The sequence below is a fragment of the Streptomyces sp. NPDC055506 genome (assembly GCF_053643595.1).
On record NZ_JBSHKH010000128.1, the window covers coordinates 1 to 23571 of the forward strand.

The following is a 23571-nucleotide window of genomic DNA, read 5'->3' on the forward strand; positions in this document are numbered from 1 at the left end:
ATGCGTGCCGCTAAGGGCGGCACGGGTGGGCGCAGCGGCACCTCGTCGCGCCGAGTTGCGCACCCACCCGGCTTTCGGCGAATCGCCGAGCGGCTGCTCACATGCGCGACACGTTTCGCTCGTACACCAGTCGCAGGCCGATCAGGGTCAGCCATGGCTCGTGCTCGTCTATGACCGACGACTCGCCCAGGACCATCGGTGCGAGGCCGCCCGTCGCGATCACGGTGACGTCCTCCGGGTCCTCCGACAGCTCGCGGGCCATGCGGTTGACGACGCCGTCGACCTGGCCGGCGAAGCCGTAGATGACGCCCGACTGCATCGCCTCGACCGTGTTCTTGCCGATGACGCTGCGGGGCCGGGCCACCTCGATCTTGCGGAGCTGGGCGCCTCGGACGCCGAGGGCCTCCACGGAGATCTCGATGCCGGGCGAGATGACCCCGCCGACGTACTCGCCGCGCGCGCTGATCGCGTCGAACGTCGTCGCCGTGCCGAAGTCGACGACGATGGCGGGACCGCCGTAGAGCTCGACCGCCGCCACCGCGTTGATGATGCGGTCGGCGCCGACCTCCTTGGGGTTGTCCATGAGGATCGGGACGCCCGTCTTGACGCCCGGTTCGACGAGGATGGCGGGTACGTCGCCGTAGTAGCGGCGGGTCACCTCGCGGAGCTCGTGCAGGACCGAGGGGACGGTCGCGCAGATGGCGATGCCGTCGATGCCGTCGCCCAGGTCGTCGCCGAGGAGCGGGTGCATGCCCATCAGGCCCTGGAGGAGGACCGCGAGTTCGTCGGCGGTGCGGCGCGCGTCCGTGGAGATGCGCCAGTGTTCGACGATGTCCTCGCCGTCGAACAGGCCGAGGACGGTGTGGGTGTTTCCTACGTCGATCGTCAGCAGCATGACCCGTATCCGCCCTACTCCGCCGGCCGCAGGTCGAGGCCGATGTCCAGGATCGGCGAGGAGTGGGTGAGCGCTCCGACGGCCAGGTAGTCGACGCCGGTGTCCGCGTACGCCTTGGCGTTGCCGAGGGTCAGGCGGCCCGACGCCTCCAGGGCGGCGCGGCCCTGGACGAGGGCCACCGCCTCCTCGCACTCGCCCGGCGTGAAGTTGTCCAGGAGGATCAGGTCCGCTCCGGCGTCCAGGACCTCGCGGAGCTGGTGCAGGGTGTCGACCTCGACCTCGATGGGGACGTCGGGGAAGCGGTCGCGGACCGCCTGGAAGGCCTGGGCGACGCCGCCCGCGGCGACCACGTGGTTGTCCTTGACCAGGGCCGCGTCCGAGAGGGACATGCGGTGGTTGACGCCGCCGCCGCAGCGGACCGCGTACTTCTCGAGGCTGCGCAGGCCGGGGGTCGTCTTGCGGGTGTCGCGGACCCTGGCCTTGGTGCCGTCGAGCGTGTCCGCCCACGCGCGCGTGGCCGTGGCGATGCCCGACAGGCGGCACAGGATGTTCAGCGCGCTGCGTTCGGCGGTGAGGAGGTCGCGGGTGCGGGTGGTGACGGAGAGGAGCTTCTGGCCCGCCTCCACGCGGTCGCCGTCCTCCGCGTGGCGCTCGATCTCCAGCTCTTCCTCGCAGACGACCGAGATGACGGCTTCGGCGATCCGGAGGCCGGCCACTACTCCTGCTTCGCGTGCCGTGAAGTCGGCGGTGGCCACCGCGTCCTCGGGGATCGTCGCGACCGTCGTCACGTCCACGCCGTGGGCCAGATCCTCCTGGAGAGCCACGTTGGCGATGTCCTCGACCTCGACCGGGTCGAGGCCGGCGTCGGCCAGGAGCTGGGCGAGTGCGGGGTCCAGGCCGCACTCCAGGTACGCCTGCTCGTCCGCTCCGCAGGCACAGCCGTCGCCGCAGCCTCCGGACGAGGCGAGGGGAAGGTCGGGGGTGGTCACGTCGGTCACTGCTCCTGGGGGGCCTGGGTGGGGAGGGTCGTGGGGAAGTGTGTGGTGTCCGTGGTGTGCACGGCCAGCGAGCGGTCCGGGTTCAGGCGTACGACGATGTGGCGCCGCCAGTCGGTGTCGTCGCGCTCGGGGCGGTCCTCGCGCCAGTGGCAGCCCCGGGTCTCCTCGCGGAGCCGGGCGGCGGCGACCAGGACCCGGGCCACGCACAGGAGGTTGGTGGCCTCCCAGGTGTCGACGCCGGGCTCGGCGGTCTTGCCGTTCTCGGCGAGGGCGTCGCGGGCGTCGGTGTGCAGCCGCTGGAGCTGGTCGGCGGCCTTGGCCAGGGAGCCGGCCGAGCGGAGCACACCCGCGCCGTCGGACATGATCCGCTGGATCGTGAAGCGGGCCTCCGCGGTGAGCAGGGGGTGCTCGGGGGTCTCCGGGTACGGGAGCGGCCGGGGCACGCGCGTGAGGAGGCCGTTCTCCGCGTGGCTCGCCACGATGTCGGCCGCGATGCGCTCGGCGTAGACCAGGCCTTCGAGGAGGGAGTTGGAGGCCAGGCGGTTGGCGCCGTGCACACCGGTGCAGGCGACCTCCCCGCACGCGTACAGCCCTGGGACGGTCGTACGGCCCCGGGAGTCGGTGCGGACGCCGCCGGAGGCGTAGTGGGCGGCCGGGGCGACCGGGATGGGGCTGGTGACCGGGTCGATGCCGTGGGCGCGGCAGGCCGCGAGGATCGTCGGGAAGCGGTGCTCCCACATCTCGGCGCCGAAGTGCCGGCCGTCGAGGAACATGTGGTCGGCGTCCTGCTCCTGCATGCGGCGCATGATGCCCTTGGCGACGATGTCCCGGGGGGCGAGTTCGGCGAGTTCGTGCCGGCCGAGCATGAAGCGCGTGCCGTCGGCGTCGACCAGGTGGGCGCCCTCGCCGCGGACCGCCTCGGAGACCAGGGGCTGCTGGCCCTCCGCGTCGGCGCCCAGGAAGAGAACGGTCGGGTGGAACTGAACGAACTCCAGGTCGCTGACCTCGGCGCCCGCGCGGAGCGCCAGGGCAACGCCGTCGCCCGTGGACACGGACGGGTTGGTGGTCGCCGAGAAGACCTGGCCCATGCCGCCGGTCGCCAGGACCACGGCGGGTGCGTGGACCGCGCCCACGCCGTCGTGCTGGCCCTCCCCCATGACGTGCAGGGTGACGCCCGCGGTGTGGCCCTCGGCGTCCGTGAGGAGGTCCAGGACCAGCGCGTTCTCGACCGTGCGCACGCCACGCGCGCGTACCGCGTCGACCAGGGCGCGGGAGATCTCGGCGCCCGTGGCGTCACCGCCGGCGTGGGCGATGCGGCGGCGGTGGTGGCCGCCCTCGCGGGTGAGTTCAAGGCCGCCCGCGGTGGACTCGTCGAACCGGGCGCCGGTCTCGATGAGACGGCGTACGGCGTCGGGGCCCTCGGTCACGAGGATGCGGACCGCTTCCTCGTCACACAGGCCCGCGCCCGCGACCAGGGTGTCGTCGAGGTGCTGTTCGGGTGTGTCACCCTCGCCGAGGGCCGCGGCGATGCCGCCCTGGGCCCAGCGGGTGGAGCCGTCGTCCAAGCGGGCCTTGGTGACGACGACGGTCCGCAGGCCCGCGGCCTGGCAGCGCAGGGCCGCGGTCAGGCCGGCGACGCCGGAGCCGACGACGACCACGTCCGCGTCGATGGACCACCCGGGCTCAGGCGCGTGCAGTCGTATGCCTGTGCTGGTCACGAGGCGGCTCCGAAGGTTCCGAAGGTGAGGGGGAGATTGTCGATCAGCCGGGTCGTCCCGACCCGGGCGGCCACGGCGAGGACCGCCTCGCCGGTGAAGTCGTGCCCGATCTCGGTGAAGTCGGACGGGTCGACCAGCGCGAGGTAGTCCAGGGCCAGCGGCGGATCGAGGCGGGCGGCCTCGTCCAGGACCTGGCGGGCCGCCGCGCGGACGGCCGCCGGGCCGCCCGGGACGGCCGTCGCCACGGCGTGCGCGTCGGCTGCCGCGCGGGACTCGCCGATGGCGCTGAGCGCCTCGGCACGCGCGCGTGTGGCGGGCACTTCGCGGGCCCGGGCCCGCAGCGCCTCCTGGGCGGCGTGCCGGTCCTGGCCCGCGAACAGGGCGCTGGACAGTGCGAGGGCGGTGCGCCGCTCGGCGGGCGAGAGGTAGCGGTTGCGGCTGGACAGGGCGAGGCCGTCGTCCTCGCGGACGGTGGGGACGCCGACGATCTCCACGCCGAAGTTCAGGTCCCGCACCATGCGGCGGATCAGAGCGAGCTGCTGGGCGTCCTTCTGGCCGTACAGGGCGACGTCGGGACGGGTCAGGTGCAGCAGCTTGGCGACGACCGTGAGCATGCCGTCGAAGTGGCCCGGGCGCGCGGAGCCCTCCAGGCGCTCGCCCATGGGGCCCGCGGTGACGCGGACCTGGGGCTCGCCACCGGGATACACCTCGTCCACGGCGGGCGCGAACACGACGTCCGCGCCGGACTCCTCGGCGAGCTTGAGGTCGGCTTCCAGGGTGCGCGGATAGCGGTCGAGGTCCTCGCCCTGCCCGAACTGCAGCGGGTTGACGAAGACGGTGACGACGACCTCGCCGTCCCGGCCCGCGATGCCGCGCGCGGTGCGGATCAGCGTGGCGTGGCCCTCGTGCAGGGCGCCCATGGTCATCACCACGGCGCGGCGGCCCGCCCGCACGCGTGCGTGCAGCTCGTCGGCGGTGCTCAGCAGGGTGGTGGTCATCGGGCGTCCCCTTCGGTGCCGTCGGTGCCGTCCGTCCCGTCGGCGAGTACCCCGAGGAGGTCCTCTGCGAGCTCCGGCTTCAGCAGGCCGTGGGCCAGGGCCCGGTCGGCGGTCGCGCGGGCCATCGCCAGATAGCCGGCGACGGTCCCCGGGGCGTGCCGGCGCAGCTCGCTGACGTGGGCCGCGACCGTGCCCGCGTCGCCGCGCGCGACCGGGCCGGTGAGCGCGGCGTCGCCGGAGCGCAGGGCGTTGTCCAGGGCCGCGCCGAGCAGCGGGCCGAGCATCCGGTCGGGGGCGGCGACCCCGGCCGCGCGCAGCAGCTCCAGGGACTGGGCGACCAGGGTGACCAGATGGTTGGCGCCCAGGGCGAGCGCCGCGTGGTAGAGCGGCCGGTTCTCCTCGGCGATCCACTCGGGCTCGCCGCCCATCTCGATGACGAGGGCCTCGGCGGCCAGCCGCAGTTCCTCGGGCGCGGTGACGCCGAAGGAGCAGCCGGCCAGCCGCTGGACGTCCACGGGCGTGCCGGTGAAGGTCATCGCGGGGTGCAGGGCCAGCGGCAGGGCGCCCGCGCGCAGGGCGGGGTCGAGCACCTGGGCGCCGTAGCGCCCGGAGGTGTGGACGAGCAGCTGTCCCGGCCGGACCGACCCCGTGTCGGCGAGTCCGGCGACCAGCTCGGGCAGGGCGTCGTCCGGAACGGTCAGCAGGACCAGGTCGGACCGCTGGAGGACCTCGGCGGGCGGCATCACCGGCACGTCGGGCAGGAGTTGCGCGGCACGGCGCCGGGAGGTGTCGGAGACCGCGGAGACGGCGACCGGGCGATGCCCGGCGAGTTGCAGGGCCGCGGCAAGCGCGGGGCCCACGCGCCCGGCGCCGACGACGCCGACGGTGAGGCGCGCGGGGCGGTCCCTGGGGTCTGGCTGTGGGGTTGTGTTCACTCGACGGCGGCCTTCCCGTTCCAGTCCGCTCCGGGTACCGGACGATTTCTCGTCATGTTAACGCGATCGGTTCGAGGGGTGTTCGGCCGTCCACAGGGTGTGGGAGAAGCCGTCCACAGGGTGTGCGGGAAATGCGGGTGCCCGCCCGCACGCGCGCGGGGCAGGATCCGGGGCATGACTGACACGACGGGACAGGACGAGGAGCGGCGGACGGGGCTCCGTGAGCGGCGGATGGCCGCCCATCGCGGCGCACGGCGGGTGCTCGCGCGCTTCGCCTTCCACAAGACGCTCCGGGAGCGCCTGGCGGAACTGGCCGCGGTGGAGGACCTCTACGACCTGGACGAGCTGTCCGACGTGTACGGCGACGGGGTCGTCGAGGCGCTGGAGACGAAGGTCGCCGGGCTGCTCGGCACCGAGGCCGCCGCGTTCTTCCCGACGGGCACGATGGCCCAGCAGGTGGCCCTGCGCTGCTGGGCGGGCCGCACCGGCGACCCGACCGTCGCCCTGCACGCGCTCAGCCATCCCGAGGTGCACGAGCGGAACGCGTTCAGCGAGGTCGGCGGTCTGCGCCCGGTGCGTGTGACGGACGAGCCGCGGCTGCCCACCGCCGCCGAGGTGCGCGACTTCGAGGAGCCCTTCGGGGCGCTGATGCTGGAACTCCCCCTCAGGGAGGCCGGTTTCGTGCTGCCCTCCTGGGAGGAGCTCACGGAGGTGGTTCAGGCCGCGCGGGAGCGGGACGCCGTGGTGCACTTCGACGGGGCGCGGCTGTGGGAGTCCACCGTCCAGCTAGGCCGGTCCCTGGAGGAGATCGCGGGCCTGGCGGACAGCGTCTACGTGTCGTTCTACAAGGCCCTGGAGGGGGTCGGAGGTGCGGCGCTCGCCGGCCCGAAGGAGCTGGTGGAGGAGGCGAAGGCCTGGCGGCACCGGTACGGCGGCCTGGTCTTCCAGCAGTTCCCCACCGCTCTGTCGGCGCTGGCCGGGCTGGAGCGGGAGCTGCCCCGGCTGCCGGAGTACGTCGCCCACGCGCGCGTGGTGGCCGCCGCCCTGCGCGAGGGGTTCGCGGCGGCCGGGGTGCCGTGGGCCCGCGTGTACCCGGAGGTGCCGCACACCCACGACTTCCAGGTCTGGCTGCCGTACGAGGCGGATGTCGTCGGAGAGGCGGCGGTGCGGACGGCCGAGGAGACGGGTGTCTTCCTGTTCGCCGACGCCTGGGCCCGGGGCGGTCCGGGCCTGGCCCGCACGGAGGTGAGCGTGCGGGCCCCCGGGCTGGAGTGGACCGCCGAGGACGTGAAGGCGGCGGTCGCGGAGTTCGTCGCCCGGTTGCCCGGGGAGGGCGGCAGGTAGCGGCGGCAGGCGGTCGGAAACCGGCAGCAGGCCGCCGGCCGCCCACGGTGACGGTCGGCCGGCGGCCGGAGCGGTCAGCCGGTGAAGCGGCGTCGAGGGTGCAGCCAGCGGCTCAGAGCGTGCCGGATCCGCTGTCGGCCGCTCGCCGGGCGCCCGGCCAGGACCGCACGGAATCGGCGTTCGTCGCGCCACTCGCGGACGACCCGCCGGTCGTGTGTGCCGGGCGCGGGCGGTGCGGGCTCGCCGAGCTGCTGGGCGCGGTAGAGGTCGAGGAGGTGCTGCTGCGTGATGCTCATCGTGGATCGCCTCGGCGGGTCGGGGTGATGGAGGTCCGTAGGCTCCGCGGCTGCCCCGGCGCTCCCACCCTGCGCCCGCGCCGGATGCGAAGTCGCGTCGATTGACGAGGCCCGTCAATCGACGGGGGCGTTGTCAGTGGCTGCGTGCACCATGAGGGCATGAGCGTGCACATCGACATCGCGGGGCTGCGGCCGGAGGAGATCGCCGTCGTGCCCTCGCCCCTGGCCGAGCTCGGCATGGCGCTGCACGCACTGTCCGAGCCCGGGCACCACCCGGGCCTCCAGGGCTGGGTGACGGGCGTGACCGCCCGGCTCGACCCCCACCTGGCCGACCGGATGTGCGAGGCCGACTTCCTGTGGCGGTCGACGTTCTCGGACCTGTTCATGCCCTTCGCCGGTGTCCCGGGCCGGAGCACGCTCCCGGGCGGCACGCTCGCCGAGGAGCTGGACCTGCTCGACAAGCTGTCGGACGAGCAGTTCGTCGACGCGGCACTGGAGTTCACCTGTGCCGGCGGGTACGGCTCATGCGGGCCCACCGCGCTGTCCGACCCCGAGGTGCGCCGCAGGGCGCTGGACCTGGCCGCCGCGCGTGGGCCCCAGCAACTGCGTTTCAGCCGACGGCTGCTGGGCGACCCGCCCTCGATCCGGGCCTGGCTGCGGCAGTTCCTCCAGGACTGCGACGAGGCGTTCTTCGCGGAGGCCTGGTCCCGGCTGCGCCACCAGCTCGCGGCGGACGCGCGGCTCAAGACGGACCTCTTCCGGCGCAAGGGCATGGCCGAGGCGCTGGCCGCGGTGTCCCCGGCGATCACGCTCGACGAGGCGGCGGGCCGGATCACGGTCGACAAGCTGGGCGGCGACGACGGTACGTCCACCGGCGACGGCGGCCTCCTGCTCGTCCCGACGAGCCTGGGCTGGCCGCATCTGATGGTCCTGCACCGGTACGGCTGGCAGCCGGTGCTGCACTACCCGGTCGGCTCCCCCGAGCTCGCCGCCCCGCCCAATCTCGAACAGCTGGCCCTGCGCATGACCGCGCTGTCCCACCCCGTGCGGATGCGCATGTGCCGCAATCTGGCCCGCAGCGCGTACACCACGGGCGAGCTGGCGCAGGTGCACGGCATGACGGCCCCGGAGATATCCCGGCACCTTGCGGTGCTGAAGAAGGCGGGCCTGCTCACCACCCGCCGCCGCGGGCGCTACGTCCTGCACCAGCTGGATGTGACGGTGGTGGCCCGGCTCGGCAGCGAATTCCTGGAGGGGATCCTCAGATAGCCGACGAGAGTCGAGCAGTCAGCCGACGGGAGCCGAGCGGTCGCCGCCCGGCTCAGCCGTGCCCGCCGGCCCGTACCAGCCCGGTCTCGTAGGCCAGCACCACGACCTGCACGCGGTCCCTGAGGCCCAGCTTGGTCAGGATGCGGCCTACGTGCGTCTTCACGGTCGCCTCGGACAGCACGAGCCGGGCCGCGATCTCCCCGTTGGACAGGCCCTGCGCGACCAGCACCATGACCTCGCGCTCGCGGTCGGTGAGCCGCTCCAGCTGCTGGTGCTGGGGCTGCTTGACGGTGCCCGGCAGCATCGGTGCGAAGCGGTCCAGGAGCCGTCGGGTGGTGGAGGGCGCCACGACCGCGTCACCGCTGTGCACGGCGCGGATCGCGGCGAGCAGCTCACCGGGCGGCACGTCCTTGAGCATGAAGCCGGAGGCGCCCGCCTTCAGCCCGGAGAAGGCGTACTCGTCGAGGTCGAACGTGGTCAGGATGAGCACCTTCGGCGGGTCGGTGTCGGCGCAGATCCGGCGGGTCGTCTCCACACCGTCGAGCTTCGGCATACGGACGTCCATCAGCACCACGTCGACCTCGGTCGAGCGCAGCACCTGGAGGGCCTCGACCCCGTCGCCCGCCTCCGCCACGACCTCCATGTCCGGCTGGGCGGCGAGCACCATCCGGAACCCGGTGCGCAGCAGCACCTGGTCGTCGACGAGCATCACGCGGATCGTCATCAGGGCCTCTTCCAAGTCTCTTTACGGTTGGAGCGTTGCCAGTGGGAGCGTTACAGGTGTCAGCGGAGGACGTGTGCCGACGTCAGCCGGCGGGTTTGAGCGGCAGCAGGGCACTGATGCGGAATCCTCCGCCGGGGCGCGGCCCGGCGTCCAGGGTGCCGCCGACCATGCCGATCCGCTCGCGCATGCCGATGAGGCCGTGGCCCTGGCCGTCGAACCCGCCCTCCTCGTACAGCTCGTGCGGGGCGCCCTTGCCGTCGTCCTCGACGAGCAGGCCGAGGCCGTCGTCGAAGTACACCAGGCGCACGCTCGCGCCCGCGTTGGGCCCGCCGTGCTTGCGGGTGTTGGTGAGCGCCTCCTGCACGATGCGGTACGCCGTGAGCTCGACGCCGCTGGGCAGCGGCCGGGGCGTGCCCTCGACCTTGAAGTCGACGGGCAGCCCGGAAGCGCGGCACTGCTCGACGAGGTCCTCGATCTGCTGGACGTCGGGCTGCGGCACGTACTCGCCGGCCTCCTGATGCTCCCCCGTGCGCAGCACACCGAGCAGGCGGCGCATCTCGGCGAGGGCCTGGCGGCCGGTGGAGGAGATGGTCTCCAGGGCCTTCTTCGCCTGGTCGGGAGCCGCGTCGAGGACGTAGGCGGCGCCGTCGGCCTGGACCACCATCACCGAGACGTTGTGCGCGACGACGTCGTGCAACTCGCGTGCGATCCGGGCGCGTTCGGCGGCGACGGCGACCTTGGACTGCGCCTCGCGCTCCCTTTCCAGGCGGGCGGCCCGCTCCTCCAGCTGTGCGAAGTAGGCGCGGCGGGTGCGGATGGAGTCGCCGAGCACCCAGGCGAGGGCGAAGGGCACGGCCATGAAGACCGTCAGGGCGATGTTGCCCGCGAGGTTCGTATGGTCGCTGGGCCAGCGCAGCTGGGAGACGGGGGCCGCGCACAGGCCCGCGCCCAGCGCGAAGCGGGAGGCCCAGCGCGCGCCCTCCGCGGCGACGGTGTAGACGATCACCAGCAGGGCGAAGTCGGCCGGGCCCCGCTCCACATCGGTGATCAGCTGGGCCACGCCGACCGCGGTCGCGAGCAGCAGCATCTTCTCCGGCAGGCGGCGGCGCAGCGCGACCACCAGGCACAGCAGCAGCGTGAGCGGAACGGCGACGGCCGGTGAGCCGTATCCGCCCGCCGCTCCGCCGACCATGGAAATCCCGAGGAGGACCACGGCCCAGGAGCCGTCGACCCACATCGGGTGCCTGCGGAGGAAGTCATAGAGGCGCTGCACGTAACCCAGCGTAGGGAAGGGCGATAGGTGCAGGGGTCAACCGGAGGACCGATCCGCACCGGGGGCACGTACTCCGCAAGGTGGAGTTGCGTTCGTTGTGTGCGCTTACTCTGACCCGGTGACACCAGGTACGAGGCCCGAGTTGCACGAGTGGCGTGGGTGGCGAGGGGCGGCGGAGGAGGCGCTTTACGGGCCGGGCGGCTTCTACCGGCGGGAGGAAGGGCCCGGCGGGCACTTTCGTACGTCCGTGCATGCGTCGTCGCTGTTCGCGGGGGCCGTGGCGCGGCTGCTGTGCCGGGTCGACGAGGCGCTGGGGCGGCCCGCGGTGCTGGACTTCGTCGACATGGCGGCCGGGCGGGGCGAGCTGGCCGGCGGGGTGCTCGCCGCGCTCCCGGACGAGGTGGCGGCCCGCACGCGTGTGTACGCCGTGGAGATCGCCGGGCGGCCCGCGGGGCTCGATCACCGGATCGAGTGGCTGGCCACGCCCCCGGAAGGGACGACGGGGCTGCTGTTCGCCAACGAGTGGCTGGACAACGTGCCGGTGGAGGTCGCGGAGGTGGACTCCGCGGGCACGGCCCGGCTGGTGCTGGTCCGGGAGGACGGGAGCGAGCGGCTCGGGGAGCCGGTCGACGGGGATCAGGCGCGGTGGCTGGAGCGGTGGTGGCCGCTGGGCGGCGAGCCGGGGCTGCGGGCCGAGATCGGCCTGACCAGGGACGAGGCCTGGGCCTCGGCGGTCGCCACGCTGGACCGGGGGCTCGCCGTCGCCGTGGACTACGCGCACACCGCGGCCGCGCGGCCGCCCTTCGGGACGCTCACCGGGTTCCGGGAGGGCCGCGAGACCACGGCCGTTCCGGACGGCTCCTGCGACATCACCGCGCATGTGGCCCTGGACGCGTGCGTGCTGCCCGGCGGGCGGCTCCTCCCCCAGCGTGAGGCGCTGGGCACCCTGGGCGTGACCGGCGCACGGCCCCCGCTCGCGCTCGCGTCCACGGACCCCACCGCCTACGTACGCGCCCTCGCGAGCGCCGGGGAGGCCGCCGAGCTCACGGCCGCGGGCGGGCTGGGCGACTTCGGGTGGCTGGTCCAGCCGGTCGGGATCCCGGACCCGCTCCGGGACTGAGCCCCTACTTGTCGATGTCCCCGACCACGAAGAACATCGACCCCAGGATCGCCACCATGTCCGCGACCAGCGTCCCCGGCAGCAGCTCCGTCAGCGCCTGGATGTTGTTGTACGAGGCCGAGCGCAGCTTCAGCCGGTACGGGGTCTTCTCGCCCTTGCTGACCAGGTAGTAGCCGTTGATGCCGAGGGGGTTCTCGGTCCAGGCGTACGTGTGGCCCTCGGGCGCCTTCAGCACCTTGGGGAGCCGCTGGTTGACCGGCCCGGGCGGCAGCTCGGCGAGCCGGTCGAGGCAGGCGTCGGCCAGGTCGAGCGCGTTGTGCGTCTGCTCCAGGAGGCACTCGAAGCGGGCCAGGCAGTCGCCCTCCTGCCGGGTCACCACCTTCAGGACGTCGCCCAGCTCGCCGTAGGCCAGGTACGGCTCGTCCCGGCGCAGGTCGAAGTCGACGCCCGAGCCGCGCCCGATGGGCCCGCTGACCCCGTAGGCGTGCACGGCCTCGGGCGTGAGCCTGCCGACGCCCCGGGTGCGGCCCCGGAAGATCTCGTTGCCGAGCACCAGGTCGTCGAAGCGGTCCATGCGGGATCGCACGTCCGCGACGGCGGCACGCGCGCGCGTGGTCCATCCGGCCGGCAGGTCCTCCTTGAGGCCGCCGACGCGGTTGAACATGTAGTGCATCCGCCCGCCGGAGACCTCCTCCATGACGTGCTGGAGTTCCTCGCGCTCCCGGAAGGCGTAGAAGATCGGGGTGATCCCGCCGAGCTCCAGCGGGTACGAGCCGAGGAACATCAGGTGGTTGAGCACCCGGTTCAGCTCGGCGAGCAGCGTGCGCAGCCACACCGCGCGCTCGGGGACCTCCATGCCGAGCATCCGCTCCACGGCGAGGACCACGCCCAGCTCGTTGGAGAACGCCGACAGCCAGTCGTGGCGGTTGGCCAGCATGATGATCTGGCGGTAGTCGCGCGCCTCGAACAGCTTCTCCGCGCCGCGGTGCATATAGCCGATCACCGGCTCCGCGTGCGTGATCCGCTCGCCGTCGAGGACCAGCTTCAGCCGCAGCACGCCGTGCGTGGAGGGATGCTGGGGTCCGATGTTGAGCACCATGTCGGTGCTCTCCGCGGCGCCGCCGATTCCGACCATGGTCTCCGTCGTAGGAGTCATGGACACAGTCTCTCCTACGTACGCTGGGCTCATGGATACGGGGAGTGCGCGGGAGGCGGAGCCGACGGCGGCCGTCGAGGGCACGGCGGGGGCGGCGGTCGAGGGCGGGCCGGTGTGGATCGCGCTGCCGCCCGGGCTGCTGAAGATGCGACGGTTGCTGCTGGTGGTGTGGCTGGGGCTGATCGCCCTGGCCGCCGGGCTGCTGCCGGGCCTGCTGGCCGGGCCCGCCTGGGCCGTCTTCGCCGTGCTGCCCCTGGGGCTGATGGCCTGGGGCTGGGTGATGATCGACCGCAACTGGCGTTCCTGGCGGTACGCCGAGCGCGCCGACGACCTGCTGATCAGCCGGGGCGTGCTGTGGCGCGAGGAGACGGTCGTGCCGTACGGGCGGATGCAGCTGGTCGAGGTCACCTCCGGCCCCGTCGAGCGGCATTTCGGGCTGGCCAGCGTGCAGTTGCACACCGCCGCCGCGGCCACCGACGCGACGATCCCCGGCCTGGACCCGGCCGAGGCGGAACGGCTGCGCGACCGGCTCACCGAGCTGGGCGAGGCCCGATCGGCGGGGCTGTGACGGCGCCGGAGGCCACGGAGGCGGCGGAGGCCTCCGCAGGGGTGGCCGAGCGGCGGCTGCACCCCGTCACACCGCTGCGGCGGGCCTGGGCACCGGTCGCCGTGCTCATCGGCTGGGCCCTGCACGACCCCGACGGGGCGCAGCGCCATCTGACCCGGCTGACGACGACCACGCTGCTGATCGGCCTCGCCGTGATCGTCCCGGCCGCCGCCCTCTACGGCTTCTGCTCCTGGTGGTTCACGCACTTCGCGGTGACCGACACCGAACTGCGCATCCGCACCGGCCTGGTGTTCCGGCGCACCGCGCACATCCGCCTGGAGCGGATCCAGGCCATCGACGTCACCCAGCCGCTGCTCGCCCGGGTCGCGGGCGTCGCCAAGCTGAAACTCGACGTCATAGGGACCGACAAGAAGGACGAACTGGCCTTCCTGGGCGCGGACGAGGCGCGAACGCTGCGGGCCGAACTGCTCGCCCGGGCGGCCGGATTCGCGCCCGAGACCGCGCACGAGGTCGGTGAGGCGCCGTCCCGGCAGCTGCTGCGGGTGCCGCCCGGTGTCCTCGCCCTGTCGCTGGTGCTGACGGGCGCGACCTGGGGGTCGCTGGCGGCGGCGCTCGTCGTTCCGCCGGTGCTGTGGCTGCTCACCCACAGCCTGTGGACGGTCCTCGCGGTCGCCCTGCCGCTGCTGGGCGCGGCGGGCGCGAGCAGTGTGGGGCGGTTCGTCGGCGAGTACGACTGGACGGTGGGCGAGTCGCCCGACGGGCTGCGCATCGACCACGGCCTGCTGGACCGGGCCCACGAGACGGTGCCGCCGGGGCGGGTGCAGACCGTGCGGATCGTGGAGCCGCTGCTGTGGCGGCGGCGCGGCTGGGTGCGTGTGGAGCTCGATGTGGCGGGCTCGTCCAACTCCGTGCTGGTGCCGGTCGCCCCGCGCGAACTCGCGGAGACCGTCGTAGCGCTGGCGCTGCCCGGGGTGACCGTGCCGGAGCGCGCGGCCCTGTCGCCGTCGCCGCGCCGCGCCCGCTGGTGCGTGCCGGTGTGGTGGCGGGGGTACGGACTCGCCGTCACCGACACGGTGTTCGCGGCGCGCTCCGGGCTGCTGGCGCGGAGTCTGGCGCTGGTGCCGCACGCCAAGGTGCAGAGCGTACGGATGACGCAGGGGCCCTGGGAGCGGGCCCGGGGCGTGGCCGACGTGTGTGTGGACACGGGCGCGAACAAGGTGGTGCGGGCGCGGCTGCGGGACGCGGACGAGGCACGCGAGTTGCTGGCGCGGCAGGCGGAGCGGTCCCGGACCGGGCGCAGGGACGCGCGGCCGGACCGCTGGATGGCGTGACCGGCCGCCCGGTCCGCCCGGTCAGGAAACCGCGCTGCGCAGGCCCTGCACGTCGATCTGTTCCGTCTCGTCGTGCGCGGTCAGGTCGATGACCTGGCCGATCCCGCGCGCCTCGTCGTCCGCGGGCTTGTACCGGGCCTCAGCCTCGGCCTTGTGCAGGGCGAGGGCCTCCTGGCCGACGACATCCGCCAGGTCCTCGTTCTGCACGGCCTCCAGGGCGGCGCGGGACGTCTCCTGCTTCGTACCGAAGAAGTCGAAGCCGCCCTCGGTCCGGGGGCGCCGCGCCGGCGTCTGCGGGGCGACCGCCACGGCCGTCGGCACCGTGTAGTGGCCTGAAGAGGCGGGCTGCGGGAGCCGCTCGGTCTCGGCCCTGGCGGAGGTGTCGTCCTGGGCGGACGTTCCGACGGCCGGGCGCTCGTGGGCGTCGACCGCCTCGGAGCGCTCCTGCGGCTCGTCCTCGTGGGACGGCTCCCGCCGGTCCGGCTGTTCGTCCTTCTGCTCCTGCGCGGGCTCGTCCTCGTCGTCGTCAGGGACGCCGTCGCCGTCGCCGTCCGGGCCGCCGTCCGGGTCCGGGGCCGTGTCGCCGTCGAACCGGGCGAGCGCTGCCGCCGCCCGCAGGAACAGCCGGGAGCCCTCCGGCGAGAAGACGGCGGGAACCGCCGGCTCCTCCTCGACGGTGAGGGCCTCGGCCTGAGCGGCAGGTGCCTCGTCCGCCTCCGCCGAGCCCTCCGCCGCGGCGTCCGCCGTCTTCGCCGACCCCGCGGTCAGCGCCCGCACCGGAACCGTCGCCTCGATCTCGAGCACCCGGCGTTCCTCCAGGACGCTCGCGCGCTCGGTCTCGGACGTGGCGTACCGGCGCAGCAGCGCGGCGTGTTCGTTGCGCAGCCCGGCCAGTTCCGTGCGCTTGGCGCGCAGTCGCTGCTCGAGCTTCACGCGCAGTTCGCGGGACTCCTCGAGGTCGCCCTCCAGTTCGGCGACGCGCTCCTCGAAGCGCCACTCGTCGCTCGCGCGCCCGCGCGTGAGGTCGGCGACGCGCTTGCCCGCCTGGGCGTCCCAGCGGCGCAGCACGACCGCCCCGACGACCGCCGTGACCGCGGCGGCCGCGGCCAGACCGCGGAGCGCCATCGGCTCCGTGAACACCCAGGGCCCCAGGGCGCAGACGAGGGAGACGCCTGCGATCGCCGACGGGGGGAGCAGCCTGTGCAGGGGCGGGGAATGGCGGTGACGTCCACGTGGCATGGCCAGAAACTTACCGCGCGTAGGCGAATCATGGTGAGCCACCCCGCAAAACAAAGCCATACCGAAGTGTTCACACCGCATCAGAACTCGGCAAGAAGCGGAATCGACCCTTCAATCAATTCTCAAGATCATTCCCAACGGTCCCCGAACGGCCCTCCAGCCGCCCGCTGATCCACTCCAGCGTCGCCGGAATCTCGCGCCGCCAGGTGTTGAAGTTGTGCCCGCCGCTTTCGAGGACGATCGACGAGATCCGCGTCCGCCCGGTGTTCTTCACCCGCTCGATGAACCGCAGCGTGTCCTCGTAGTTGGACTCGCCCGTCTTGCTGCTGGTGACCAGCAGCGAAGTATCCGGAGCAGGCTCGTGCTTCAGGTACCACCACAGGTCGGCGCGATTCCGCAGCCCCTTGTCGCCCTGGAAGAGATCACCGGTCGTGGCGTCGATCGGCGCCTTGTAGTACGCGGACAGACCCGCCCCCGCGGCATACACATCGGGATGGTGCATGGCGATCTTCAACGCGCAGTAGCCGCCCGTGGAGTTGCCGATGATGCCCAGCCTGCCCGGCTTTCCGGCCACCCGGAACTGCGAACGCAACGCGTCGGGCAGATCCCTGGCGAAGAACGACTCGGTCTGCGGTCCGCCCGGGATGTCCACGCACTCCGTGTCCCGGGGCGGCGCCACCGTCGGCCGCAGCATCACGAGGATCGTCGGCCGCATCCGGCCCGCCCGGGCCAGTTCCAGGGCCGTACGCGGATAGTGGAGCTTCTCCACCAGCGCCGACGCCGTACCCGGATAACCGGTCAGCACCACGGCCGCGGGGAACGAACGCGTGCGGTACCGCGGCTGGAAGTACTCCGGCGGCAGATAGACGTACGCCGGGGTGGCGATGCGGGTCGTCCGGCCCACGATCCCGACCTCCTGGATCCGGCCGCCGACCTGGGGCTGCGCACCGCCCGCCCCCGGCACCCGCCGCGTGGCGACCACCTCCAGCGGGCCCTCGCCCCGCGCGTGGTCGACCACTACGCCCTGGTCCTTCTCCTGCCCGAACAGGTCCGCCCAGCTCGCGTAGAACCCGAAGGCCTGATTGGCGGCCAGACCCACCGCGGCGAACAGCGACAGCTGGGTGGCCAGCAGCAGGCCTACCCGCCCGCCCACCATCCGCCAGCCGCGCCGGGCCAGCCGTGGCCACAGCCAGACCGTGCCGGCGAACAGCAGCACGGCCGACAGCACCGCCAGCAGCAGCACCTTGTTGCTCGTGAGACCCATGGGTTGGTTACCTGTCCGCGCTCTCCGTCCGGCCACCCCCGCGACCACACCTTCGCGAGGGCTTGTCCCGGACTTTCCTTGGCCTTTGAAACGGCTTTGACGTGGGGAGTGAACCTCTCCCCCCGAGACACCGTCCTAGAGGGCGCAATGTCGCCGGATGCCCGAATCGGCACCGGATCCAAGGTCTCTCGCAGAACTACGGGATGCGATGTCTGTCAGGACAGATGAGGAAATGTCGGTCGAGGTTCCGAGTCGCAGAAGCGACGCGGCGCCCACGGCCCGGGGGAACCGGGTGCGCCAACTGCTGCGCGGACCGCGCCCCGAGGCCGTCCCCGTCCTGGTCGGCAGAGCCTGCGCCCTCGTGGGTATCCTGGACATCGCAGCGGGCGTGTTCCCGCGCTTCCGCCACAGCCGCATGCACGCCATCGCCGAGGTACTGCCCGGCGCCCTCGGCCCGTTCGCGGCCGCCCTGTCCCTCAGCACCGGCGTGCTGTTGCTGCTGCTCGCCCACGGCCTCAAGCGCGGCAAGCGCCGGGCCTGGCGGGCGGCCGTCGCCCTGCTGCCCGCCGGCGCCGTCGCGCAGTTCACCTACCGGCACTCGATCGTCGGCGTACTCATCTCCCTGGCACTGCTGGCACCCCTGCTGCGCCACCGCGACCAGTTCGACGCCCTGCCCGACCCGCGCAGCCGCTGGCGGGCACTCGCCAACTTCGTGCTCATGAGCGCCGGTTCGCTGATGCTCGGCCTGCTCATCGTCAGCGTCCACTCCGAGCGCATCATCGGCGACCCGAGCCTCGCCGACCGCATAACCCACGTCATCTACGGCCTCTTCGGCTTCGAGGGCCCCGTCGACTACCAGGGCACCACCTCCTGGACCGTGGCCTTCTCGCTCGGCGCCCTCGGCCTGCTCACCGCCGTCACCACCATCTACCTGGCCTTCCGCCCCGAACACCCCGCCGCCCGGCTCACCGAGGAGGACGAGACCCGGCTGCGCGCCCTGCTGGAACGGCACGGCGACCGCGACTCCCTCGGCCACTTCGCGCTCCGCCGCGACAAGGCCGTCGTCTTCTCCCCCAGCGGCAAGGCGGCCGTCACCTACCGCGTGGTCTCCGGCGTGATGCTCGCCAGCGGCGACCCCATCGGCGACGTCGAGGCCTGGCCCGGCGCCATCGAACAGTTCATGGACGAGGCCAAGGCCCACTCCTGGACCCCCGCCGTCATGGGCTGCTCCGAGACCGGCGGCCAGGTGTGGACCCGCGAGACCGGGCTCGACGCCCTCGAACTGGGCGACGAGGCGGTGGTGGACGTCAAGGATTTCTCACTCGCCGGCCGCGCGATGCGCAACGTGCGCCAGATGGTCAAGCGCATCGAGCGCGCCGGTTACGAAACCCGGGTACGACGTGTCCGTGACCTCGGCGAGGCCGAGCTGGAACGCATCCGCCGCGCCGCCGACGACTGGCGCGGCACCGACACCGAACGCGGCTTCTCCATGGCGCTCGGCCGCATCGGCGACCCCGCCGACGGCGACTGCCTCATCGCCACCGCCCACAAACAGGACGACCACCCCGGCCCCTACGGCGACCTCAAGGCGATCCTGCACTTCGTGCCCTGGGGCACCGACGGCGCCTCCCTGGACCTCATGCGCCGCGACCGCTCCGCCGACCCCGGCATGAACGAACTGCTCATCGTCGCCGCCCTCCAGGCCGCCCCCAAGCTCGGCATCGCACGCGTCTCCCTCAACTTCGCCATGTTCCGCGCGGCACTGGCACGCGGCGAGAAGATCGGCGCCGGCCCGGTGCTGCGCGCCTGGCGCGGACTGCTCGTCTTCCTCTCGCGCTGGTTCCAGATCGAGTCCCTGTACAAGTTCAACGCCAAGTTCCGGCCACGCTGGGAACCCCGCTTCGTCGTCTACCGCGCCTCCGCCGACCTGCCCCGCATCGGATTCGCCGCCATGCAGGCCGAGGGCTTCGTCAACCTCGCCCTCCCGCTGCCCCGCTTCCTGCGCCGCCGCGGCCCGGCCGGCCGCCGCCCCTGCGCCCACGGCACCGCCACGGAACGCAACGTCCGGGCGGCATGACCGAGCCACCCCACGGGGCCGTCACTTGGGCCGCAGCCCCTGACGGCCCCCGCCTGGGCCTACGCTGAACATATGAGCAACCAGAGCGGACGCGGGCGCGTGGCGGGCCTACCGGAATGGGACCGCTGCGCGGTCATGGGAGTCGTGAACGTCACCCCCGACTCCTTCTCCGACGGCGGCCGCTTCTTCGACACCACGACCGCCGTCAAACACGGGCTCGACCTCGTCACCGAAGGCGCGGACCTGGTCGACGTCGGCGGCGAGTCGACCCGCCCCGGCGCCGCCCGGGTGGACGAGGCCGAAGAACTCCGGCGCGTCATCCCCGTCGTCCGCGGCCTGGCCTCCGAAGGCGTCACCGTCTCCGTCGACACCATGCGCGCCTCCGTCGCCGAACGGGCCCTCGCGGCGGGCGCCGCCCTCGTCAACGACGTCAGCGGCGGCCTCGCCGACCCTCGCATGATCCCGGCCGTCGCCGACGCCGGCGCCCCCTTCGTCGTCATGCACTGGCGCGGCTTCCTCCAGGGCGGCAACGTCAAGGGCGAGTACGCCGACGTCGTCGGCGAGGTCGTCGACGAGCTGCGCACCCGCGTGGACGCCGTACTGGCCGGCGGCATCGCCCCCGACCGCGTCGTCGTCGACCCCGGGCTCGGCTTCTCCAAGGACGCCGAGCACGACCTCGCGCTCCTCGCGAGCCTCGACCGCGTCCTGCGGCTCGGCCACCCGCTGCTCGTCGCCGCCTCCCGCAAGCGCTTCCTCGGCCGGGTCCTGGCCGGCCCCGACGGCCCGCCCCCGCCCGCACGCGAGCGCGACGCCGCCACCGCCGCCGTCTCCGCCCTCGCCGCGCACGCCGGCGCCTGGGCCGTACGCGTGCACGAGGTACGCGCCACGGCCGACGCGGTACGCGTCGCCCACGCCATCGAAGGGGCGCGTACGACGGGCACCGGCGCAGAGGGAGCCCGGTGAGCGCCCCGCACACCGACGTCGAACAGGTCGAGGCCGCCAACACCGCCTTCTACGAGGCACTGGAACAGGGCGACTTCGAGGAACTGGCGTCGCTCTGGCTGACCCCCTCCGACCTGGGCGTCGACGAGTCCTACCACGACCCGGCCGACACCGGCGTGGTCTCCTGCGTGCACCCCGGCTGGCCCGTGCTCACCGGCCGCGGCGAGGTCCTCCGGTCGTACGCGCTGATCATGGCGAACACCGACTACATCCAGTTCTTCCTCACCGATGTGCATGTCTCGGTCACCGGCGACACCGCCCTGGTGAACTGCACGGAGAACATCCTCAGCGGCGGCCCCGCCCCCGAGGGCGACGAGGAGCTCGGCCCGCTCGTCGGACAGCTTGTGGTCGCCACCAACGTGTTCCGGCGCACGCCCCAGGGGTGGAAGCTCTGGTCGCACCACGCTTCCCCCGTTCTGGCCGAAACCGACGAGGACGAGGGCGAGGAGACCCCCTCCTGAGTGGGTAGGCGCCTCACAAGGGCCGGACGCGGGACGACGACGTGGTTGGAATCACGGACCCCCGGGTATGGGCGGCTACCAGCCCATGAGCCACCGGGTTCGCCAGGGGAAACGCTGGATGAACCCTGCCCGGCCCGGCCCGGGCGCCCACCCCCGTGGCCCGGCCCCGTCCGGGCTCGCAGGTAGATTCGACTGAGGCCGGTGTGCCGCCCGCACACGGCACGGACCGGCCGTGACCGACGATTGCAGGAGTGATTCGCGTGGATCGTGTCGCGCTGCGCGGCCTGAAGGCCCGTGGGCATCACGGTGTGTTCCCCGAGGAACGTGAGGAGGGCCAGACCTTCGTCGTGGACCTCGTCCTCGGCCTGGACACCCGGCCGGCCGCGGCCGACGACGACCTGGCGAAGACCGTTCACTACGGCATCGTGGCCGAGGAGGTCGTGGCCGTCGTCGAGGGCGAGCCCGTCAACCTCATCGAGACGCTCGCCGAGCGGATAGCCCAGGTATGTCTGAAGCACGAGGGGGTCAAGGAGATCGAAGTGTGCGTCCACAAGCCGGACGCCCCGATCACCGTCCCCTTCGACGACGTGACCGTCACCATCACCCGGAGCCGAGTATGACTGCACCCTTCATCAAGGGTCCCAGCGACCCGACCGTACAGCCGGTACCCGCCTCCGTCGTCGACAAGGTCGACGCCGCCGACACCACGCTCAGCAATCCCAAATGGGCTGTTATCGCCCTCGGCTCCAACCTCGGCAACCGACTGGAGACCCTCCAGGGAGCCGTCGACGCCCTCGAGGACACCCCCGGCCTCCGTATCAAGGGCGTCTCCCCGGTCTACGAGACCGAGCCCTGGGGCGTGGCGCCCGGCAGCCAGCCCGCCTATTTCAACGCGGTCGTCGTCCTGAAGACCACCCTCCCGCCCTCCTCGCTCCTGGAGCGGGCGCACGCGGTCGAGGAGGCCTTCCACCGTGTCCGGGACGAGCACTGGGGCCCCCGCACCCTCGACGTCGACATCGTGTCCTACGCCGATGTCGTCTCCGACGACCCGCAGCTCACCCTCCCCCACCCCCGCGCCCACGAGCGCGCCTTCGTCCTGGCCCCCTGGCACGACCTCGACCCCGAGGCGCAGCTGCCCGGACGCGGCCCGGTCGCCGGTCTGCTGGACTCCGTCACCCGCGACGGCGTGGCGCCCCGCAAGGACCTGGAACTCCGGCTGCCCGAGTAGCCGTTAAGGTCAAGACGGCCGCGGAACGGGGCCACCGCCGGGGGAACTGAAGGGACACCGTGAGAGAGCTGCGCATCAGGGTGCTGGTCGGCGTCTTCGTCGTGGCCGGGGTGCTGTCCTGGGCCGGGGCCCGCCTGTGGAACTCGGTCGGCACGCTCCCGAGCGTCCCGCTGGCCGCCCCCATCGTCCTGGCCCTGATCGCCGTCGTCCTCCTGGCCACGGCGCTCTCGCTCCGCTCCCGCCTGAAGGCCCAGCGCGAGCGGCAGCCCGACGCCAAGGGCGTCGACCCCATGATGGCGGCCCGAGCGGTCGTCTTCGGCCACGCCAGCGCCCTGGTCGCCGCCCTCGTCTCCGGCATGTACGGCGGCACCGGCGTCTTCCTGCTGGAGTCCCTCGACATCCCCGCCCGCCGCGACCAGGCCATCTACGCCGGCTTCTCCGTCGTCGCGGGCATCGGCGTCATAGCGGCGGCCATCTTCCTGGAACGCGTCTGCAAACTCCCGGAAGACGACGAACACGACGGCACGGGCGCGGCCCCTACGACGTGACCACACCCGGGCCTCACCAGGGCTGCCGGGCGAGATGCCCGTTGACCAGGAAGCCGGGTGGGGGTCGAGGCGGTAGCTGTAGAGGGTGAAGGGCTTGGCTCCCTTGGCCTCGCGCAGCCGGGTGTCCCGCACCTCGACCCAACTGGCCTCGACGGGCTCCAAGGGGTGCCGTTCGGCCATTCGGTCTGGGGGTGAACCTCGCACCGATGATCTTGGCCAGCTCATCAAGGAAGGGGCGAGCATGCTGCCCGCCGCCTCGGCAGCGGTCATCCACCCCTCAGCGGTGTAGAGCTCCTGCTTCGCGGCGACGGTGAACGTCAGGCGATCGGTGACCACGTCGACCACTTCGCGCGCCTTGACCGCGGTCACGTCAACAACGGTCGTCTGTACCGTCCGCGTACCGTCGAGGCTCCAGAGCTTGATCAGCGATCAACTCCACTGATCAACGACGGTATCGGGCACCACTGACAATCAGGTCAGCGCGCCATGATCAGGCTCATTGCCTCATTGCGGGTCGCGGAATCACGAAGCTGGCCGCGGACCGCCGAGGTAATGGTCTTCGCGCCCGGCTTTCGGACCCCACGCATCGACATGCACATGTGCTCACACTCGACAACGACGATCACGCCACGCGGCTCCAGGATCTGCATCAGGGAGTCGGCGATCTGCGTGGTCAGACGCTCCTGCACCTGCGGACGCCGCGCGTACACGTCGACGAGCCGCGCCAGCTTGGAGAGGCCCGTGATCTTGCCTTCAACGGACGGAATGTAGCCAACATGGGCAACTCCGACAAATGGTACAAGATGATGTTCACAGGAGCTCAGGACTTCGATGTCCTTCACCAGCACCATCTCGTCATGCCCAAGATCGAACGTCGTCGTCAGAACATCCTCTGGCTTCTGCCACAGCCCGCCGAATATCTCCCTGTACGCCCGCGCGACCCGCGCCGGTGTCTCCCGAAGCCCCTCGCGGTCGGGGTCCTCGCCGACCGCGATCAGCAGTTCCCGAACGGCGTTCTCGGCTCTCTTCTCGTCGAACTCGCCGAGCTGGCCCTCGCCGGCCAGCGTCACGGGGTCGGTCATCTGGGTGCCTCGTTCCTGTGTCCTTCACGGGGCCGCCTGCGGAAA

The 23571-nt window shown here is 72.6% G+C and carries 23 protein-coding genes; 11 read left to right on the forward strand and 12 right to left on the reverse strand.

Annotation, left to right across the window (positions count from 1 at the left end; all coding sequences use genetic code 11):
- Positions 1 to 97: 97 nt before the first annotated feature.
- From ACWIF2_RS33205 to ACWIF2_RS33225, 5 genes are read right to left on the reverse strand one after another with little or no spacing between them, the layout of a single operon-like run.
- A complete protein-coding gene (locus ACWIF2_RS33205; RefSeq protein ID WP_382490849.1) occupies positions 98 to 895 on the reverse strand; it encodes a type III pantothenate kinase in 798 nt (265 codons plus the stop codon).
- A gap of 14 nt (positions 896 to 909) precedes the next feature.
- Entirely contained in the window at positions 910 to 1884 is a 975-nt protein-coding gene (gene nadC / locus ACWIF2_RS33210; protein WP_454364602.1) for a carboxylating nicotinate-nucleotide diphosphorylase, read from the reverse strand.
- A 5-nt stretch (positions 1885 to 1889) separates the two neighbouring features.
- Positions 1890 to 3611 (reverse strand): L-aspartate oxidase, encoded by a 1722-nt coding sequence (locus ACWIF2_RS33215; RefSeq protein ID WP_454364603.1) that lies wholly within the window; start codon positions 3609 to 3611, stop codon positions 1890 to 1892.
- The gene (gene panC, locus ACWIF2_RS33220) at positions 3608 to 4609 is read right to left on the reverse strand and encodes a pantoate--beta-alanine ligase (RefSeq protein ID WP_454364604.1); all 1002 of its coding nucleotides are present in this window, start codon (positions 4607 to 4609) and stop codon (positions 3608 to 3610) included. The genes ACWIF2_RS33215 and panC overlap by 4 nt, the downstream gene beginning before the upstream one ends.
- On the reverse strand, positions 4606 to 5544 hold the full coding sequence (locus tag ACWIF2_RS33225; RefSeq protein WP_454364605.1) for a Rossmann-like and DUF2520 domain-containing protein: 939 nt from the start codon (positions 5542 to 5544) through the stop codon (positions 4606 to 4608). Before ACWIF2_RS33225 ends, panC begins: the two co-directional genes overlap by 4 nt.
- A 174-nt stretch (positions 5545 to 5718) precedes the next feature.
- On the opposite strand from ACWIF2_RS33225, the gene ACWIF2_RS33230 reads away from it, so the two are divergent.
- Positions 5719 to 6888, forward strand: coding sequence for a threonine aldolase family protein (locus ACWIF2_RS33230; RefSeq protein ID WP_454364606.1), 1170 nt, complete (start codon positions 5719 to 5721; stop codon positions 6886 to 6888).
- Between the two features lie 74 nt (positions 6889 to 6962).
- Here ACWIF2_RS33230 and ACWIF2_RS33235 read toward each other — a convergent pair whose 3' ends face one another.
- Positions 6963 to 7184, reverse strand: a complete 222-nt coding sequence (locus ACWIF2_RS33235; protein ID WP_454364607.1) for a hypothetical protein — start codon at positions 7182 to 7184, stop codon at positions 6963 to 6965.
- Between the two features lie 159 nt (positions 7185 to 7343).
- Here ACWIF2_RS33235 and ACWIF2_RS33240 point away from each other — a divergent pair, with 159 nt between their 5' ends.
- Entirely contained in the window at positions 7344 to 8453 is a 1110-nt protein-coding gene (locus ACWIF2_RS33240) for a DUF5937 family protein (protein WP_454364608.1), read from the forward strand.
- A 52-nt stretch (positions 8454 to 8505) separates the two neighbouring features.
- Here the strand turns inward: ACWIF2_RS33240 and ACWIF2_RS33245 are convergent, their stop codons facing one another.
- The gene (locus ACWIF2_RS33245) at positions 8506 to 9177 is read right to left on the reverse strand and encodes a response regulator (RefSeq protein WP_454364609.1); all 672 of its coding nucleotides are present in this window, start codon (positions 9175 to 9177) and stop codon (positions 8506 to 8508) included.
- Positions 9178 to 9259: 82 nt separating this feature from the next.
- The gene (locus ACWIF2_RS33250; protein ID WP_454364610.1) at positions 9260 to 10450 is read right to left on the reverse strand and encodes a sensor histidine kinase; all 1191 of its coding nucleotides are present in this window, start codon (positions 10448 to 10450) and stop codon (positions 9260 to 9262) included.
- Between the two features lie 118 nt (positions 10451 to 10568).
- On the opposite strand from ACWIF2_RS33250, the gene ACWIF2_RS33255 reads away from it, so the two are divergent.
- The gene (locus tag ACWIF2_RS33255; protein WP_454364611.1) at positions 10569 to 11570 is read left to right on the forward strand and encodes an SAM-dependent methyltransferase; all 1002 of its coding nucleotides are present in this window, start codon (positions 10569 to 10571) and stop codon (positions 11568 to 11570) included.
- Between the two features lie 4 nt (positions 11571 to 11574).
- Here ACWIF2_RS33255 and ACWIF2_RS33260 read toward each other — a convergent pair whose 3' ends face one another.
- Positions 11575 to 12726 (reverse strand): NADH-quinone oxidoreductase subunit D, encoded by a 1152-nt coding sequence (locus tag ACWIF2_RS33260; protein WP_454364612.1) that lies wholly within the window; start codon positions 12724 to 12726, stop codon positions 11575 to 11577.
- A 31-nt stretch (positions 12727 to 12757) separates the two neighbouring features.
- Between ACWIF2_RS33260 and ACWIF2_RS33265 the strand changes: the two genes are divergently transcribed.
- The gene (locus ACWIF2_RS33265) at positions 12758 to 13294 is read left to right on the forward strand and encodes a PH domain-containing protein (protein ID WP_454364613.1); all 537 of its coding nucleotides are present in this window, start codon (positions 12758 to 12760) and stop codon (positions 13292 to 13294) included.
- The gene (locus tag ACWIF2_RS33270) at positions 13291 to 14625 is read left to right on the forward strand and encodes a PH domain-containing protein (RefSeq protein ID WP_454364614.1); all 1335 of its coding nucleotides are present in this window, start codon (positions 13291 to 13293) and stop codon (positions 14623 to 14625) included. Before ACWIF2_RS33265 ends, ACWIF2_RS33270 begins: the two co-directional genes overlap by 4 nt.
- Positions 14626 to 14646: 21 nt before the next feature.
- Here the strand turns inward: ACWIF2_RS33270 and ACWIF2_RS33275 are convergent, their stop codons facing one another.
- A complete protein-coding gene (locus ACWIF2_RS33275; RefSeq protein WP_454364615.1) occupies positions 14647 to 15864 on the reverse strand; it encodes a hypothetical protein in 1218 nt (405 codons plus the stop codon).
- Between the two features lie 115 nt (positions 15865 to 15979).
- Positions 15980 to 17128 (reverse strand): alpha/beta hydrolase, encoded by a 1149-nt coding sequence (locus ACWIF2_RS33280; RefSeq protein WP_454364616.1) that lies wholly within the window; start codon positions 17126 to 17128, stop codon positions 15980 to 15982.
- Between the two features lie 232 nt (positions 17129 to 17360).
- On the opposite strand from ACWIF2_RS33280, the gene ACWIF2_RS33285 reads away from it, so the two are divergent.
- The 6 genes from ACWIF2_RS33285 to ACWIF2_RS33310 all read left to right on the forward strand — a co-directional run bounded on the left by ACWIF2_RS33285 (position 17361) and on the right by ACWIF2_RS33310 (position 22444).
- Entirely contained in the window at positions 17361 to 19205 is a 1845-nt protein-coding gene (locus tag ACWIF2_RS33285) for a phosphatidylglycerol lysyltransferase domain-containing protein (protein ID WP_454364617.1), read from the forward strand.
- A gap of 72 nt (positions 19206 to 19277) precedes the next feature.
- Positions 19278 to 20168, forward strand: coding sequence for a dihydropteroate synthase (gene folP, locus ACWIF2_RS33290; protein ID WP_454364618.1), 891 nt, complete (start codon positions 19278 to 19280; stop codon positions 20166 to 20168).
- Positions 20165 to 20668 carry a nuclear transport factor 2 family protein gene (locus ACWIF2_RS33295; RefSeq protein ID WP_382490895.1) on the forward strand — a complete coding sequence of 168 codons (504 nt, stop codon included), beginning with the start codon at positions 20165 to 20167 and terminating at the stop codon, positions 20666 to 20668. The genes folP and ACWIF2_RS33295 overlap by 4 nt, the downstream gene beginning before the upstream one ends.
- 260 nt (positions 20669 to 20928) lie before the next feature.
- A complete protein-coding gene (gene folB, locus ACWIF2_RS33300; protein ID WP_391114581.1) occupies positions 20929 to 21288 on the forward strand; it encodes a dihydroneopterin aldolase in 360 nt (119 codons plus the stop codon).
- Positions 21285 to 21896, forward strand: coding sequence for a 2-amino-4-hydroxy-6-hydroxymethyldihydropteridine diphosphokinase (folK, locus tag ACWIF2_RS33305; RefSeq protein WP_454364619.1), 612 nt, complete (start codon positions 21285 to 21287; stop codon positions 21894 to 21896). Before folB ends, folK begins: the two co-directional genes overlap by 4 nt.
- 59 nt (positions 21897 to 21955) lie before the next feature.
- Positions 21956 to 22444, forward strand: coding sequence for a DUF3180 domain-containing protein (locus ACWIF2_RS33310; protein WP_454364620.1), 489 nt, complete (start codon positions 21956 to 21958; stop codon positions 22442 to 22444).
- Between the two features lie 476 nt (positions 22445 to 22920).
- On the opposite strand, the gene folE is transcribed toward ACWIF2_RS33310, so the two are convergent.
- Positions 22921 to 23526, reverse strand: a complete 606-nt coding sequence (folE, locus tag ACWIF2_RS33315; protein ID WP_454364621.1) for a GTP cyclohydrolase I FolE — start codon at positions 23524 to 23526, stop codon at positions 22921 to 22923.
- Between the last annotated feature and the right edge of the window lie 45 nt (positions 23527 to 23571).

What these genes read in the sequence shown, in the direction of transcription:
- ACWIF2_RS33205 (WP_382490849.1), bottom strand. Translation starts at nt 895, where the DNA reads ATGCTGCTGACGATCGACGTAGGAAACACCCACACCGTCCTCGGCCTG.
- panC (WP_454364604.1), bottom strand. Translation starts at nt 4,609, where the DNA reads ATGACCACCACCCTGCTGAGCACCGCCGACGAGCTGCACGCACGCGTG.
- ACWIF2_RS33230 (WP_454364606.1), top strand. Translation starts at nt 5,719, where the DNA reads ATGACTGACACGACGGGACAGGACGAGGAGCGGCGGACGGGGCTCCGT.
- ACWIF2_RS33235 (WP_454364607.1), bottom strand. Translation starts at nt 7,184, where the DNA reads ATGAGCATCACGCAGCAGCACCTCCTCGACCTCTACCGCGCCCAGCAG.
- ACWIF2_RS33240 (WP_454364608.1), top strand. Translation starts at nt 7,344, where the DNA reads ATGAGCGTGCACATCGACATCGCGGGGCTGCGGCCGGAGGAGATCGCC.
- ACWIF2_RS33245 (WP_454364609.1), bottom strand. Translation starts at nt 9,177, where the DNA reads ATGACGATCCGCGTGATGCTCGTCGACGACCAGGTGCTGCTGCGCACC.
- ACWIF2_RS33260 (WP_454364612.1), bottom strand. Translation starts at nt 12,726, where the DNA reads ATGACTCCTACGACGGAGACCATGGTCGGAATCGGCGGCGCCGCGGAG.
- ACWIF2_RS33265 (WP_454364613.1), top strand. Translation starts at nt 12,758, where the DNA reads ATGGATACGGGGAGTGCGCGGGAGGCGGAGCCGACGGCGGCCGTCGAG.
- ACWIF2_RS33275 (WP_454364615.1), bottom strand. Translation starts at nt 15,864, where the DNA reads ATGCCACGTGGACGTCACCGCCATTCCCCGCCCCTGCACAGGCTGCTC.
- ACWIF2_RS33280 (WP_454364616.1), bottom strand. Translation starts at nt 17,128, where the DNA reads ATGGGTCTCACGAGCAACAAGGTGCTGCTGCTGGCGGTGCTGTCGGCC.
- ACWIF2_RS33285 (WP_454364617.1), top strand. Translation starts at nt 17,361, where the DNA reads ATGTCGGTCGAGGTTCCGAGTCGCAGAAGCGACGCGGCGCCCACGGCC.
- folP (WP_454364618.1), top strand. Translation starts at nt 19,278, where the DNA reads ATGAGCAACCAGAGCGGACGCGGGCGCGTGGCGGGCCTACCGGAATGG.
- folK (WP_454364619.1), top strand. Translation starts at nt 21,285, where the DNA reads ATGACTGCACCCTTCATCAAGGGTCCCAGCGACCCGACCGTACAGCCG.
- folE (WP_454364621.1), bottom strand. Translation starts at nt 23,526, where the DNA reads ATGACCGACCCCGTGACGCTGGCCGGCGAGGGCCAGCTCGGCGAGTTC.